Source organism: Flavobacteriales bacterium, assembly GCA_016779935.1.
Taxonomy (GTDB): domain Bacteria; phylum Bacteroidota; class Bacteroidia; order Flavobacteriales; family UBA7312.
Window position 1 is genome coordinate 1 of sequence record JADHMQ010000013.1, and the last position, 16,216, is coordinate 16,216.

At 34.9% G+C, this 16,216-nt stretch carries 14 protein-coding genes; 7 read left to right on the forward strand and 7 right to left on the reverse strand.

Annotated elements, in window-relative coordinates:
* A partial coding sequence (locus tag ISP73_06795; GenBank protein ID MBL6658289.1) for a TonB-dependent receptor occupies positions 1-1,574 on the reverse strand: 1,574 nt, incomplete at its 3' end.
* A 109-nt stretch (positions 1,575-1,683) separates the two neighbouring features.
* Here ISP73_06795 and ISP73_06800 point away from each other — a divergent pair.
* Positions 1,684-2,097, forward strand: a complete 414-nt coding sequence (locus tag ISP73_06800) for an arsenate reductase ArsC (protein ID MBL6658290.1) — start codon at positions 1,684-1,686, stop codon at positions 2,095-2,097.
* 5 nt (positions 2,098-2,102) lie between these two features.
* On the opposite strand, the gene ISP73_06805 is transcribed toward ISP73_06800, so the two are convergent.
* Positions 2,103-3,800, reverse strand: coding sequence for a M23 family metallopeptidase (locus tag ISP73_06805; protein ID MBL6658291.1), 1,698 nt, complete (start codon positions 3,798-3,800; stop codon positions 2,103-2,105).
* A 163-nt stretch (positions 3,801-3,963) separates the two neighbouring features.
* On the opposite strand from ISP73_06805, the gene ISP73_06810 reads away from it, so the two are divergent.
* From ISP73_06810 to rny, 3 genes are all read left to right on the forward strand, one after another.
* Positions 3,964-4,212, forward strand: a complete 249-nt coding sequence (locus ISP73_06810) for a hypothetical protein (GenBank protein ID MBL6658292.1) — start codon at positions 3,964-3,966, stop codon at positions 4,210-4,212.
* A gap of 13 nt (positions 4,213-4,225) precedes the next feature.
* Positions 4,226-4,507 (forward strand): cell division protein ZapA, encoded by a 282-nt coding sequence (locus ISP73_06815; protein ID MBL6658293.1) that lies wholly within the window; start codon positions 4,226-4,228, stop codon positions 4,505-4,507.
* A 226-nt stretch (positions 4,508-4,733) separates the two neighbouring features.
* On the forward strand, positions 4,734-6,275 hold the full coding sequence (gene rny, locus ISP73_06820) for a ribonuclease Y (GenBank protein MBL6658294.1): 1,542 nt from the start codon (positions 4,734-4,736) through the stop codon (positions 6,273-6,275).
* Between the two features lie 8 nt (positions 6,276-6,283).
* Here rny and ISP73_06825 read toward each other — a convergent pair whose 3' ends face one another.
* Together ISP73_06825 and ISP73_06830 are read right to left on the reverse strand one after the other, a co-directional pair.
* Entirely contained in the window at positions 6,284-7,135 is an 852-nt protein-coding gene (locus tag ISP73_06825) for a transglutaminase family protein (GenBank protein MBL6658295.1), read from the reverse strand.
* A gap of 1 nt (position 7,136) precedes the next feature.
* Positions 7,137-7,955, reverse strand: a complete 819-nt coding sequence (locus tag ISP73_06830) for a nucleoside phosphorylase (GenBank protein ID MBL6658296.1) — start codon at positions 7,953-7,955, stop codon at positions 7,137-7,139.
* A gap of 39 nt (positions 7,956-7,994) precedes the next feature.
* On the opposite strand from ISP73_06830, the gene ISP73_06835 reads away from it, so the two are divergent.
* The 3 genes from ISP73_06835 (at position 7,995) to bshA (ending at position 13,041) form a co-directional block, all read left to right on the forward strand.
* A complete protein-coding gene (locus ISP73_06835; protein MBL6658297.1) occupies positions 7,995-8,879 on the forward strand; it encodes a universal stress protein in 885 nt (294 codons plus the stop codon).
* A gap of 85 nt (positions 8,880-8,964) precedes the next feature.
* Positions 8,965-11,910 (forward strand): serine hydrolase, encoded by a 2,946-nt coding sequence (locus tag ISP73_06840; GenBank protein MBL6658298.1) that lies wholly within the window; start codon positions 8,965-8,967, stop codon positions 11,908-11,910.
* Complete coding sequence (gene bshA / locus ISP73_06845) at positions 11,911-13,041, forward strand: N-acetyl-alpha-D-glucosaminyl L-malate synthase BshA (GenBank protein ID MBL6658299.1); 1,131 nt, start codon at positions 11,911-11,913, stop codon at positions 13,039-13,041.
* Here bshA and ISP73_06850 read toward each other — a convergent pair.
* Genes ISP73_06850 through ISP73_06860 form a run of 3 tightly spaced genes read right to left on the reverse strand, consistent with a single transcriptional unit; the run spans position 13,038 to position 16,051 of the window.
* Positions 13,038-13,373, reverse strand: a complete 336-nt coding sequence (locus ISP73_06850) for a translation initiation factor (protein ID MBL6658300.1) — start codon at positions 13,371-13,373, stop codon at positions 13,038-13,040. The genes bshA and ISP73_06850 overlap by 4 nt on opposite strands.
* Positions 13,366-14,238, reverse strand: coding sequence for a diacylglycerol kinase family lipid kinase (locus ISP73_06855; GenBank protein ID MBL6658301.1), 873 nt, complete (start codon positions 14,236-14,238; stop codon positions 13,366-13,368). Before ISP73_06855 ends, ISP73_06850 begins: the two co-directional genes overlap by 8 nt.
* Complete coding sequence (locus ISP73_06860; protein MBL6658302.1) at positions 14,228-16,051, reverse strand: sulfatase-like hydrolase/transferase; 1,824 nt, start codon at positions 16,049-16,051, stop codon at positions 14,228-14,230. Before ISP73_06860 ends, ISP73_06855 begins: the two co-directional genes overlap by 11 nt.
* Positions 16,052-16,216: the final 165 nt, after the last annotated feature.

Sequence of the window (16,216 nt, forward strand, 5' to 3'; positions counted from 1 at the left end):
TCGTTTAAATCCCAATAGGATGTTCGAATACCTGATGTTAAATCAAACTTGCCTAACTGTTGACTGAACTGCATATAAGCTGTATGTCGGTTAGAATTTAAACTTATAGATGTTCTAAGTGCATCGTCTAAATAAAAAGGAGAGGAGTTTTGAATGCCAACACCTATTGAATCGGCAGGATGAGGAAGAGAAAAATCAGATGAATCTATAAGTGTCCATTCATTAATTTCATCTTTTATGATTTCCCTTTGTGATTTGATACCCCATCTAAACTCAAAATCATTTTTAAAATATACACCCTTATGCTCTGCATTGTAAACGGTAGCTTTAAGATAATTTCTAGCATGGTTTAAATGAGAGCCAACACCAATATTGAAGGTGGATTCACCAAAGGTTTCTGAACCCAAATCGTTATCCACTTCGGAGAGCCAATATTGCCCCAAAATATCAAAGGTTTCACTTTCAAATGTCTGAAAAGCTGAAAGCGTCATTTTAAGGTTTAAATTACTTTTAGGCGAATAGCTAAACTCTTGAGCGCCAAAAAACGTTTCATAGCTATCCACTTCTTGACCTTCAAAATAAATCCTCAGTTCTAAAGGCACACTTATAGTACCAAATCGAGTAGTCTTGTTTGTTGGAATGTGCTGATATTTATTTCTTGAGTAGTTGAGAAGAGTACTCATAGAAAATTTGTTGCTAAATTTATAATCAATGTATGACTGTAGATCTGTAAAAGTCGGTTTATACTCGCCTTGTGTTTCTAGACTATTTAAAAGGTATTGATTGGATTTATTTCTGACACCTAATAAATAGGATAATTTTTTAGTTTTATTAGCACCTTCTAAATGGAGATTAGCACCCAATAAACTTAAGGTTGCTGAGCCACCAAAAGAACTTGGTTTTTTGTATTGAATATCTAGTACAGAAGACATTTTATCTCCATACTGAGCACTGTAACCTCCAGCAGAAAATTTTATTGAGGATACCAAATCAGAATTGACAAAGGATAAGCCTTCTTGTTGTCCGGAACGAATAAGAAAGGGTCTGTATATTTCAATGCCATTTACATAGACAAGATTTTCATCGAAATTACCACCTCTAACCGAATATTGAGAGCTAAGTTCAGATGAAGAACTAACACCTGGGAGTGTTTTAATTAAACCCTCTACACCACCACTAGTGGAGGGAAGATTAACAGCATTTTTTACATCTACCTTTTCAAAAGTGTTTGTTCTAGTCTTTTGATCTTCAATTTCTACATTATCTATGGAGACACCTATTACATTTAGAGAGACGTTTAGCTTATAGGTTTGTCCATTTTTAAGCATAGGTAATTTAATCTTCTTAGACTTATACCCAACAAATGAAAAAATAGCTTCTTGAGTTTGATTTGCAGAAATTTTAAGAGAATAAAAGCCTTTTGAATCGGAAATTGTTCCTTTATTCTTATCAACAATAGAAATATTTGCACCTTCAATAGCCTCACCATTATCGGACATTAGAAATCCCTCTATGGTTTGTGCATTACTAGAGAATACAATGGTTAAGAATATGAGAATAAGAAAATGTTTCATTATCAGCTGACAAATGTATTAATAATCATCATAAAAAATCCCGTATTATTTTTCTTAATATTCTAACTTTGTTACCATTGATAACTTTCTAATTTTCAATATATTATTTATGAAGAAAATATTGGTTCTATGTACAGGCAATTCATGCCGCTCTCAGATGGTTGAAGTATGCTTGAAATCTCTTTTGTCTGAAGATAAATTTTCTGTTTTTAGTGCTGGGATTGAAGCTCATGGCATTAATCCATACATGAAAAAGGCTATGGAAAAGCTAAACTATTCTCTTGATGGTCATACGTCCAACACTATGGATGAATACGATGGAATGCATTTTGATTATGTCTTAACAGTTTGTGATCATGCTAAGGATAATTGCCCTTATTTCAAAGATGCTACTAACAGGATTCATCATTCTTTTGAAGACCCTGCAGATGCTGAAGGAACTGATGAGCAAAAGATGGTCGTTTATGAAAAAGTAAGGGACGAAATTATTGAATACTGTAAAGCTTTAGCAGGCAGTTTGTAAAATTTTTACCTGTAAAATTCAGCTTCGTATGTCGTTGAATTATCTACTTTATCAGTAACAATTAACTTGAACTGATGCTTTCCGGCTTTTAAATCGCTTTTAAAAAAGTGAGTTAATTCGTTGCTTTTAGGTTCAAATTCCATTAAAACCCATTGTCCATCAATGTAAGCATTATAGCTTTTGATACCACTAAAATCATCATATGTAGTCATTTTTAGAGTTGAGCTTTTCATGGTTTTTCCCGGATAGATATTTAGTCCAATAACAACTGGTGCAATTGTATCCACTGCAACGCTGTATTTACCGAAAGTATTAGTTTTGGTAGATATATATCCGTTTTCATATTTTCCTCCGATGTAACTTAATTTATCATCATCGTCTAGTTTACAGATGAATGCTTTAGGACGCAATGAGGCTGGAACATCCGTTTTCATATTAATAGAATAACTGTAATGAACAGCAGTTTTAGAATTATGAATATGGTGTATTGGAGAAAATAGTACTGAGTCTGAAGTCATTTTGTAGTCAAAATATAAATTATCATACAAAGAGTTGGCAGGAATGTCTATTGTTATATGTTCATTTTTAAAAAAATTTCTTTTGTTAAAAGGAAATTTCTTGACGTAAGTAATAGAATCTTTTGGAATAGATTCATCATATGGCACTTTATCAACGTGAAATGAAAGTAAAGATGAGTTTCCATGTAAGTCATCGATAAAAATTTCTACAAATTGCACACTATCATGAGGTGTTATGGTACCATCATTACTTAAAAAGTCATATATACTTAACTTATTATTAGGTTGAATAAGACACTTATGAAGTTTCGTATTACTTTCTGCTTTTTCAGAATAGTCTAAGTGTGAATTGATGTAACGACTTTCTTTGAAAGAAAATTCCTCCATACTTAATGAGTAAAATAAGAGGTTATCGACAAAGATTTCAATGGAATACACTCCATTCTTATTATTAGCACCATTTAATAGGTCATAGGTGTGAATACCTAATGCATAAGGCCCTGAAACTTTAACAGTATCTTTTAAAGTATACTCGCCACCACTGCCACCAATCACTTTTATAAGTTTGTCCGAACTTTGACCATCGATTTGTGTGTTCTGAGATTGAGAATACACTTTCAAACTCTTAATAATAGGAGAGATATCGTCTCTTACTTTTAGCCCAAAATGCAGTGCATTAATAGGGTTTTGATTACCACTGTTTCGAATTTCAAAGTGAAGGTGAGGAGCAAATGAGCCACCAGTATTTCCAGATAAACCGATAATATCGCCTTTTTTCACTCTAAATGAATCTACTTTAGGGAACAACTCAATTTCATATTTTTCAGAGGCATACTGTTGTTCAATAACATAGTCTTGAATTTTACCAGTGTATCGCATAAGATGAGCATATACAGAGCTAAAACCGTTATCATGTTTTACATATATAGCCTTTCCATAACCGCTCGTTGACACTTTAATTCTAGATATATAACCATCTGCAACGGCATATACCTTAAGCCCCGATTTACCTTGGGTTTTTAAATCTATTCCCGCATGAAAATGATTAGGTCTTAACTCTCCGAAAGTTCCAGATAAAAGCAAAGGTATGTCTAGGGGAGAGCGAAAAAAATCTTGTGGGTAGTCTTGCGATTTAACTTCCTTAATACAAAGGATAAAAATTATGCAAACTATTAACTTATGCATCTTAAATAAAATAAGGTAAATAATGTTGGGGCAAAAATAACACTAAAAAAATAACGTAATACTTTGCAATTATGTTATTCAATGTTAAATTTGCTAAATCGTTTCAATTGAACGTGATTTCGCGAAAATTATGAAAGCAACTATTCAAAGATTATATAGCAAAATGGAATCTTTGATTGCTAAGTACGAGTTTGTGAACGAGCAACATAAACTGTCGCTCGATCGAATTGATGAACTTTCTAAAGCGATAGAGCTTCATGAACAAGCCATCAAACAATTGGAAGAGAAAAACAAAATCTTAAAGCTTTCTACCTCTATTCAATCAGAACAAGGAGATAATAAAGCAGCGAGAAAGAAAATAAATGAGTTGGTGCGGGAAATAGACAAATGCATCGCTTTATTGAACAAATGATTTTAAGCGCTCTATGAAAGAGTTAAAGATAAAAGTAACAGTCGCAAACAGAGTTTACCCACTTACTATTAGAAGGGAAGATGAAGAAGGAGTGCGTAAGGCTGTGAAAACCATTGAGGATAGATTGAAAATCTATGAATCAAGGTTTGAAGCGAGAGACACACAAGACTTATTAAGTATGTGTCTGCTAGAAATGGCTGTTAAAGTTCTAGGTGATGAGCAAAAAGTGAAAGTTGACAGTAGCTTAGAAGATCAATTGTTAGCAATGGAGTCTATAATCGACAAACATTTATAAAAAAACGTTCTTTACATTTTAACCCGCATCAATCCAGTTTTTAAACTCAACACGTTTTAATCTGGGGAATGACTTATGCTTTCAAAAACCGGCCTCAACCTTCGTGGTTTCTATTTATAGGACAGTGGACTTTTGCGATTGTGTAGCAACCCCAATCATATTTTTAAGGAGTTTATTAGCTCAATGATTGGTGTGGGTTTTTTTATAATTCTAAAAACTAAAAACAATGAATGTATTCATTTTAATTTTATTGACACTTTTTGGTCTAATAGTAGGAGGGGTAGTGTCATATTTTATTTTTAAAAATAATCTAAAAACAAAATCAAACTCATTGCTATCAGAGGCTAAGAAAGAGGCCGAACAGATAAAAAAAGATAAAATTCTTCAAGCCAAAGAAAAGTTTATTGAACTTAAATCTGAACACGAGAAAGTCATTAATCAAAGAAATCAAAAGATTTCCCAATCTGAAAGTCGAGTAAAAGAAAAGGAAAGTAAACTATCCCAAAAACTTGGACAGGTAAATAACAAAGAAAAGCAACTCGATGAAGCCCGTAAAAATGTTGACAGGCAACTTTCTATTTTAAAAGATAAAGAAAGTAAATCAGAAAAATTATTACAAAAACAAGTAGAAGCTCTTGAAACCATCTCTGGTCTGTCTGCAGAAGAAGCCAAGAAAGAACTCATTCAAGCCTTACAAGATGAGGCAAAGACAAACTCTATGGCTTACGTACAAGAGATTGTTGAAGAAGCTAAGTTAACGGCTACTAAAGATGCCAAGAAAATAATCATTCAAACCATTCAACGTACGGCAACTGAACAAGCCATTGAAAATTCGGTTTCTGTATTCAACATCGATAGTGATGATGTAAAAGGACGAATTATTGGTCGTGAGGGAAGAAATATTCGATCTTTAGAAGCTGCAACAGGCGTTGAAATTATAGTTGATGATACACCTGATGCAATTCTTCTTTCATGTTTTGATCCAGTTAGAAGAGAGATTGCTCGTTTAGCCTTACATAAATTAGTCACTGACGGACGAATTCATCCTGCTCGAATAGAAGAAGTGGTTAAACAAACTAAAAAACAAATCGAAGAAGAAATAATAGATATTGGTAAGCGTACCTCTATTGACTTAGGCATTCATGGCTTACACCCTGAGATTATTCGAATGGTAGGGCGTATGAAATATCGTTCCTCTTATGGTCAGAATTTATTGCAGCACTCTAGAGAAGTGGCAAATATGTGTGCCACCATGGCTTCAGAGCTAGGCTTAAACGCTAAGGCTGCCAAAAGAGCAGGATTGCTTCACGATATTGGTAAAGTGCCAGATGATGAGCCAGAACTACCTCACGCTATTTTGGGTATGAAAATAGCACAGAAGTACGGAGAGAAAGAGCATATCTGCAATGCTATTGGTGCCCACCACGACGAAATTGAAATGACTTCTATGATTTCACCTATTGTTCAAGTTTGTGATGCCATTTCAGGCTCAAGACCAGGAGCTCGTCGTGAGATTGTAGAATCCTACATCAAACGAATTAAAGAATTAGAAAGTACTGCACTTTCATATCCAGGAGTTGTAAAATCCTATGCTATACAAGCAGGAAGGGAGTTGAGAGTTATTGTAGAAAGTGAAAAGATTTCAGATGCAGATGCTGAAAAACTATCATTTGAAATATCTCAAAAAATTGAAACTGAAATGACCTATCCTGGACAAGTAAAGGTTACGGTTATTAGAGAAACTAGAGCGGTTAACTTCGCGAAGTAGAACGTAAATTATATTGATTTAAAAAGCTGGAGGAATTTAACCATTTCTTCAGCTTTTTCTTTTTTACTTTGAAAAGTATAAGAGTGTAACAGATTATTTATTAATCGCTTTAATATTTCCTTGTTACCACATGGTGAAAAATACGTTGAAGACTCTTTTATCTTTTCCCTTTTAAGAAAGGTTTCTAAATCCTGTCTATTCAGTATAGTCCCTTTACTAAAAGGATTGATATAAAATTTAATAGAATCAACATCAAAATGATGTTCACTTTCAAAGCCCACAATAAAATGTTTCGGCATATTTATACCACAAACTGGAAGACCAATTTTTTGAGAAATATACATATAGATAATGCTCAGTGATAGGGGATTTCCTTTTCTGTTCTCAATCACGTCGTTGATGAAAGAATTTTCAGGTGAATGAAAATTTTTCACATTTCCTCTAAACCCATATCTGTTAAAAAGAATAGTATTTAAAGCAGAAATTTTCTCTATATCACTGTTGCACTTCTCAATAGCAGTTTGAGCTTCAAAACTAATTTTAGAAAGAATACCTTCAAAAGATTCTTTGTTAAGTTCAGGATACTGATACTTACTTACAATCAGCCAGCCATCAAGAATATCTTTAGGCGATGATATCCATAATTTGAGTTCGTCAAGCAAGCTTTTGAATTGGATTTCGTGAATGATTTCTTCAACTCTATCTTGAATGATTGAGTCAAAGTTCTTTTCCCAAGCCTCCTCTAGATTTGGAATGATATTAGTTCCTAAATCTACAAGTTCGTTTTTTACAGTTTTGTAAACTTCTTTGTCAGGATCTTCAAGTAATTCAATAAGAGCTGAAAGAACTTTTGGATTCATACTAATACAGTTTTGCAATTACAGTATCAATCATATTATCAATAGCAGATTTATAATATGTAGATTTTTCACCCGTTGCTCTGTTTGCCAGAATGGTACAAATAGTTAGGCATTTGTGTCCCATTAATTTGCCTAATCCATATAGGGCAGAGGTCTCCATTTCAAAATTTGTAACTCTTAAGCCATTGTGTTCAAATGATTTCAGTCGATCGTGTAAATCTTCAATAGCAAAAGGCAAACGCAATTTTCTTCCTTGTGGAGCATAAAAACCTGGAGCAGTAACTGTAATTCCACTTTTCAAATCTTTAAATTTTGAAAGTAACTCGTTATCAGCTGCGTATATGTATGGATTTGAAAGCTCTTTTGGCCATTTCAGTTGTTTGTCTATAGCTATTTGTAAGTCTTTATCAAATTGGTTGTCAGCATAGAAATGCATAAGATTATCAATTCCCAATCCATGAGTAGACACAACCAAAGAATGAATATCAATATCTTTCTGAATAGTTCCTGAAGTTCCTAATCTGATTAGATTAAGAGATACATCTTTGGGTACCAGAGAATCCAGTTCATTCAATACGATATCAATATTGTCAGTTCCAATACCTGTTGATAATGCACTTACCCTTTTATTTCCAATATAGCCTGTATGTGTAGTGAATTCTCTATTTGAAATCTTGTATTCAATAGAATCAAAACGTTTTGATATCTCACTTACTCTGCCTTGGTCACCAACTAAAAAAATGTCATTAGCTACGTGTTCGGCTAGTAAATTTAAATGATACACACCTTTTATTTCGCTAATACTCGATTTCATACTCATTTTTATTACTTTTGCATATATACAAAGCTATTCAAAATTATGAGTTCTACTAATGAAAAAATTCTTGTTCCAATTGGTTTTACCAATCAATCTATCCTAGCACTTAAACAAGCTGTTATAGTTGCCAATCATACTAATTCTGATTTAGTGCTTCTATCTGTTGTTGAAATGCCCTCAGCACTTCAGAAATTATTTTCTGATTACGAAGAAAAGCAAAAGGAATTCAAAGAAAAAGTAAGAGAAAATTTGAATGCTTTAGTAAGTGAGCATTGTACGGGAGTAAATGATGTGGAATGCTTGGTTGTTATAGGTAAGATTTACGAAAAAATCACCGAAACTGCTGAGATGATTGACGCTAGTTTGATAATTATGGGTACAGACGGTACGCCAAAAGAAATCAAAAAGAAATTTATTGGCTCGAACGCCAATAAGGTGGTTCGTTCAGCTTCTTGTCCAGTAATTACTCTTAAAGGAAAAGAGATTAAAAATCAATGTGACCTTATCGCGCTGCCATTAGATTTGAATAAAGAAACCAGAGAAAAGGTAACACATGCTATTAAGTTTGCTCGATTATTTAATTCGGCAGTTAGGGTATTTTCAGTTTCCTTTGATAATAACGATGATACTGTTAAGAATAAACTTAAAAGAAACCTATCTCAAGTAAATGAGTTTATTCAGTCTAAAGATGTTGAATGTTCAATGGAGTATGTTGAAATAAGCCCTTCTAAAAGTTTTTCAGGCTCAATAGTTGATTACACTCAAGATATAGGTGCTGACTTTTTAATGATAATGACAAAGGAGGAGGATAGTTTAGAATTAAACTTCCTTGGGTCTAACGCTCAAAAAGTGATAAATAAATCAGATATTCCAGTCATGAGTATACGTCCAGTTCCTAAAAAAGATACCAGCTCATTTATGGTCTAGTTAAACAGTTATTGTTCATAAAGTTTTTTATGCAATCTTCTTAAATCAATATTCATTTGTTAGTTTTGTTAACTCATTAATTGATATGAAATTTTTGTCGGCAATTATTGGTGTTATATTACTTCTTCTTACCTCTTTCCTAAATGAGGAGTCAACTGATGTTACAACTATCTCAGCCCCTATTTACCAAGCCGATACCCTTTGGGTTGATAGTGTGTTAACTTCTCTAACACAAGAGCAGAAAATAGCTCAATTATTTATGGTTGCAGCTTACTCTAACAAAGGAGAAAATCACCTTAAAGAAATTGAAAATTTAATTGAAAACTACCACATTGGTGGACTTATGTTTTTACAAGGTGGACCTATTCGCCAATTACGACTTACCAATCATTATCAATCCATAAGTCAAACTCCCTTAATGATAGCACAAGATGCAGAGTGGGGAGTATCCATGCGAATAGACAGTACCATTCGCTTTCCTTGGCAAATGACATTGGGTGCTATTCAAAACGATTCATTGATTTACCAAATGGGACGTCAAATAGGAAGAGAATGTAAGCGATTAGGTGTACATGTAAATTTTGCCCCTGTTGTAGATGTAAACTCAAACCCTAATAACCCCATTATAAACAATAGATCATTTGGGGAAGACCCCCAGCGTGTAGCTCAATTGTCTTTAGCGTATATGAATGGCTTGCAAGACGAAGGTGTTCTGGCTTGTGCCAAACACTTTCCAGGTCATGGCGATACGGACTCCGATTCTCACAAAACATTACCGACTATCAATCATTCAAAAGAACGATTAGACAGTATGGAGCTTATCCCTTTTAAATATCTGTTTGATAAAGGATTAGGCAGTGTAATGGTTGCTCATCTAAATATTCCTTCACTAGATGATACCGATTCTTTAGCATCTACACTATCTAAAAAAGTAGTAACCGATTTATTAAAAGACGAACTAGCCTTCAACGGACTGGTATTCACCGATGCTTTAAATATGAAAGGGGTAAGCAAATTTTTTGAGCCTGGAGAAGTTGATTTAAAAGCGCTATTGGCTGGGAATGATATCTTGTTATTTGCACAGGACGTTCCTAAGGCTATTGAAAAAATTAAAGAAGCTATTGAAAAGAAAATCATTTCTCAAGAGTACGTTGATGAACGATGTAGAAAAATACTCATGGCAAAACAATGGTTTGGACTAGATGAAAGTATTCATTTGAGTGAAGGTAATCTTGTCGAAGATTTAAATGCAAAGGAGTCTAGACTATTAAACCAAGAATTGATTCAAAAATCAATAACGGTACTACAAAACACAGATGATTTACTACCGCTTAAGCAGTTGGACACTTTACATTTAGCAGTCGTATGTATTGGCGAAAATTCTCAGCCCTTTGAAGAAATGCTGAGTCATTATGCTCCTTTAAAAATATATCACTTAACAGAAGAACACTCCGAAGAAGCACGTAATAACTTGCTTCGTGAACTGCAACAGTATAATCTAGTAATAGCATCCGTTCATAAATCCAATAAGAACGCTTGGAAATCCTATCATATACACAAGAACACGGATTTGTTTTTACAAACACTAGCCCTTCAGTCAAAGGTAATATTGAATGTCTTTGCAAATCCCTATTCCATTAGTGATTTATTGATGACTTATTCTTTTGATGGACTTATTTTGGGCTACCAAAATTCTAAAATAGCTCAAGAATCCCTTGCTCAACTTATTTTTGGAGGGATAGGAGCGAATGGTAAATTACCAGTTTCTAACGCTCATTTTAAAGCAGGAAGCGGGCTCAACATTACTGCCAACAGAATACGCTATACATCGACAGAATATATGGGTATATCACCCAAAATACTCATGAAAGTAGATAGTATTGCCCTAGATGCTATTGAGAAAGAAGCCACACCAGGTTGCCAAATCCTTGCTATTAAAGATGGAGCTGTTTTTTACCAGAAGAGTTTTGGACACCATACCTACAAAAAAAAGCAAGAAGTTAAGAATACCGATGTCTATGATTTAGCTTCATTGACAAAGATTATAGCCTCAGTTCCTTCCATAATGCATTTAGAAGAAAACAATACCATTGACTTGGATAAATCACTATCCAATTACTTTGAACTTGCCAATACTTCTGATAAAAAGGATTTGAAAATTAGAGAAATTCTAGCTCATCAATCTGGATTAGCGGCTTGGATTCCGTTTTATATTGAAACCCTCCAAGAAGATGGTAGTTTGAGAGATACTTTATACAGTACAACATACTCAGATACCTTTAATGTTAGAGTTGCCGAAAATATATATTTACATCGTGAATATCCTGATAGTATCATGGAGCGAATTTTGGTTTCCGAATTACAAGAAAAAGAGTACAAGTACAGCGATATAGGTTTTTATATTTTCAAAGATATAATAGAACAAAAAACCAATATGCCTTTGGAAACATTTGTTCACAACACCTTTTATTCATCCCTAGGACTGAGCACTATGGGGTATTTACCCAAATTACGCATTGACTCTAGTCGCATTATTCCAACAGAGTTTGATTATTATTTTAGAAGCCAGTTGTTAAGAGGTGATGTGCATGATATGGGTGCAGCGATGCTAGGTGGTGTTGGTGGTCATGCCGGTTTGTTTTCCAATGCTAACGACTTAGGCATTTTTATGCAAATGCTATTACAAGGCGGACAATATGCCGACAAACGCTATTTTGAAACTAAAACAGTCAATAAATTTACAGATTGCCAATATTGTACACTAGAGAATAGAAGAGGAGCTGGATTTGATAAGGCCGTGCTGGAAGGGCAAGAGGGAGGTCCAGCTTGTGATTGCAGTCCATCCTCTACAGCTTTTGGACATTCCGGTTTTACGGGCACTTTAGTTTGGGCAGACCCTGAAGAAAAATTTGTTTATGTATTTTTGTCCAACCGAATACATCCAACTTCTGAAAATAAAAAATTATTGAAGATGGATGTTCGCACAAAAATTATGGAAGTCTTTTACGATGCCATACGAACTACAGAATAGATGCAAAAGCAATTAAAGATAGGTGTAGTGTGTTACCCAACCTTTGGAGGTAGTGGAATCGTAGCTACAGAATTAGGCAAAGCTTTTGCAGAGCGTGGTCACGAGGTGCATTTCATTACGTACAGTAAGCCAGTACGTATGGATTTATTTACTGAAAACATGTTTTACCACGAAGTTTCTGTTTCCGATTATCCCTTATTTGAGTATGCTCCTTATGAGTTGTTGCTCTCTAGTAAACTTGTTGATGTGGCTATATCTCAACAATTGGATTTGCTTCACGTACATTATGCCATTCCACACGCTTCGGCAGCCTATTCAGCAAAACAAATTTTAAAAAGCAGAAATATTGATTTACCTTTTATTACCACACTACACGGAACAGATATCACACTTTTGGGTAAGAATAAATCGTATAAGCCAGTTATTGAATTTGCGATAAATCAATCCGATGCTGTAACAGCAGTATCAGAAAGTTTAAAAGAAGATACACACCGCTTTTTTGAAATTGACAAAGACATTAGGGTCATTCCAAATTTTGTCGATTTTTCACTCTATCAAAATGGCGTTAACTCTACATTAAGAAATACCTTTGCTAGTGAAGATGAGCGTATCGTTACACATATTTCAAATTTTAGAAAACTCAAGCGTGTGGACGATGTTATTCGTGTTTTCGAAGGCATACAGCATATGGTAGCTGCTAAGTTACTGATGGTTGGTGAAGGACCTGAGCTTGAAAGCGTAAAAGCTTTGGCAAAAAGCAAGGATTTAGAAGATAAAATCTTCTTTTTGGGCAAGTCCAAGCGAATAGAACAAATAACAGAAATATCTGATTTATTTCTATTGCCATCCGAAACTGAGAGTTTTGGATTAGTGGCTTTAGAAGCTATGGCCTCAAGTGTTCCGGTAGTGTCTTCAAATGTAGGCGGTTTGCCAGAAGTAAATATTGATGGTAAAACCGGATTCTTATGCGATGTAGGTGACATTGACGGCATGACTGCAGCTGCATTGACTATTTTGAAAGATGAAGCTAGCTTAAATCAGTTTAAGAAAAATGCTTTAGAACACGCCAAAACCTTCGATTTAGATACAATCATTCCATTGTATGAAGACTTATACCGTTCCTTAGTTTAGCCACCTACACGTTTGCAGAAATAGCCTTTATCATCTAGTAATTTCATGACTTTATCACGAACATTTCCTTGAATAATAATTTCTCCGTTTTTGGCACTACCTCCTACGCCACAAGCAGATTTTAGCATTTTGCCCAAATCCTTTAAATCTGATTCTGTACCTACAAAACCTTTGAATATAGTCGCTACTTTTCCGCCTCTATTTTTTTTATCCACCCAAGCTTCTAAGCGTTGCTCTGCAATGGGTAGGGTTTCTTGTTCGCTTTCGTATTCGTAGTCGTAATTTGAGTTGGTGGAATACATTACACCTATTTTCTTTTTATTCTTAGCCATGAGGAACAAATATATTTAATGATTTTGGAATTGTATCAATACGAATGTTTGAGCCTAAATCCACGCTTTCACCATCGAGGTGGCTAATCCCATACTGACAACTGATTTTAACGCTTTTGGTACGAATAATCTTCATGTATTTGGAGTGCTGAATACGTTCTGTAAACAAGCGGTACAAGAGTAGGGGAACCTTTAGTCGGTTAAAGTCTTTTAGTACACAAATATCTATAAGCCCATCATCCACAATACTATCAGGGGATATTTGAGCATTATTACCGAATTGTGTAGCGTTTGCCCATGAAATAATAACCGCTTCATGCGTTTCTGTTTTACCGTCGTATTCTAGCGTATATGTTTGAGCCGGATAAAAGGCACATTCGCGAAGCACCAGCTTAACGTAGGTCATAAAGCCCCTAACGTTAGTCGTGGCAAATAGGTTGGCAATATGTGCGTCAAAGCCTACACCAGAAACATTAAAAAAGGGCATGCCATTGGCAGTACAACTGTCAATACTTCTAAATTTACAGCTGTTCAGTTGTGCAATAGCTTTTTCTAAATCCGATTCCATCTTAAAATGAAGAGCAAAACCATTTCCAGAGCCGCAAGGCAAAACAGCTAATGCCGTTTTGCTTCCCAATACACCCTTTGCACATTCGTGCATGGTGCCATCTCCACCAACAGCCACAACAACATCAATGTTTTCGTCTGCAGCTTTTTTGGATAGTTCAGTGGCGTGTTTACTTCTTTCCGTAAATACGTAGTCGTAGTCAAAACGCTTAGTATCGATGTGTTTTTCCAGTAATTCTATGATGTGCTTATGCTTTCCACCACCAGAAATAGGATTTATGATAAATCTAATCTTCATTGACACGCATTTGATTTTTAACCATTCTACTGTTAAAATCCTGTTTTACAGATTGCAATAAGAGTTGCAAACTATCACTAGTTTCGGTCTTGTTCTTTAGTGCTTTGTCCGTAAAAGAGGAGTATTTCTCTTTTCTGTTCAACAGATAGTTTTGGTCAGATATTAAAAGGTACTTTCCTTTTAAAAATGAAATTGCCCAAGACTTATTGTCGAATATTGATTTACCAAAGCTAAAAAATTCTTTGTCATAGCCTATAATTTCTAGTATAGTGGGCATTATGTCAATTTGCTGACTTACGGTTTGTATCTTTCCTTTAAGTGACTGGTCGGCTTTCCAAAAAACAAGGGGGATGGAATACCTGCCAATTTTATTTTTATACTCCGAATCAGAAGATAAGGGGGAGGTGTGGTCGGCAGTGATTACGAATAGAGTATTCTCAAACCAATCCATTTGTTTGGCAGAATTGAAAAACTGCTCGACTGCATAGTCGGTGTAGCCAATGCTTTCGTGGATGTCGAGATTGCCTTGTGGAAACTTCCCTTTGTGTTGCTCTGGAATTTTGTAGGGTGGATGTGAGCTAAGTGAGAAAATTGTACTCAAAAACGGCTCACTTGTCTGTTTTAGATTTTGGGCAAAAAACTGAAAAAATGGCTCGTCATAAATTCCCCAATTGTTGTCATAATCGGCATCATTATTGTATTCTTCTCTACCGTAATAGTCTTGAAAGGCAGTTTTTTTGGTAAACTCATAAAAGCCCATAGTTCCACTTTCGCCACCATGAAAAAAGGAAGTGTTATAGCCTTCTTTTTGTAAGATACTGGCAATACTTTCAAAACTATTATTGGCGTAAGAAGTGGTAATAAAAGCCTCATTCATCAAAGAAGGGATAGATGCTGTAATGGCTGGCAATGCCTCTATGGAACGCACCCCATTAGCAAAGGCGTTTTCTACAACTAAGCCACTAGACATAATACTGTCTAAGAAAGGGGTGTAACCAATGCCATTATTGTGATAGCCTACGAATTCTTTTGAAAAACTTTCTAGAATAATAAGGACCACATTTTCCTTTGAAAAGGTATCCGAAGGGTGGTGGTGAATGGGGTTATAGATGTTTTTGTCAATCTCTTTTACATAATGGAATGGAATGAGGTTCTCTTTATTGTAAGAGTGTAAAACAGTAAAGGGCGTATTAAGTACCAAATCGGGTAAGCTGCAGGATGTTAGTACTCCAGCATGAATGGGTTTAATGGGTTTTAGCTGAGTACCGCCTCTAAGTCCAATTATCAACATCCCAACAGCTAATAAAAGTGTAGCAATTGAGTACAGCTTTCTTTGGCTTGAATGGGCTAGGCTTTTGAGAGAAAGCAAAAAGCTTATCTGAAAAATACTAAGTAAACTCACGTACCAATAGTCTATGACATATTTGAGGTAGACGTTTTTTACATCCGTATAGGTAATAAAGTTGAAAAAGTCGGCAGTAGAACGTTTGAGATTAAAGGTATAAAATGCAATATCAATATTATTCAACAGAATAAAGGGAATATTAATGCCGTAGAAAACGATATTAATCAGGCGGTTGAAAACCTTTTTTTGAGGACTGAAAAAGTGAGCAATCCACAATACAAATACAGGAAGGTTAATGTAGAGTATAGCTGATATATCAAAGCGAAGACCTTCGATGAGGGCTAGCATAAGTTCATCTAACTGACCGAAGTTATAGTTGTTGAAGAAAAATGCCAATCGACTTATGGCATAAATGACACATAAGGAAAGAATTCGTTTTAAAAAGCTAATCAAGTGATTTATACCCATATTTTATCCACAGTCGCAGTTGTTGTCACCACAGTTAGACTTAGGTTTGCGTAGTGTTTTAAACAGATAAAGGATGGCTGCAGCTACTAAAATACTAATGATGATATCTTCCCAATTCATAGGTCTATATTTATTGCACAAAGTAACGAATTATTATATTTTTAC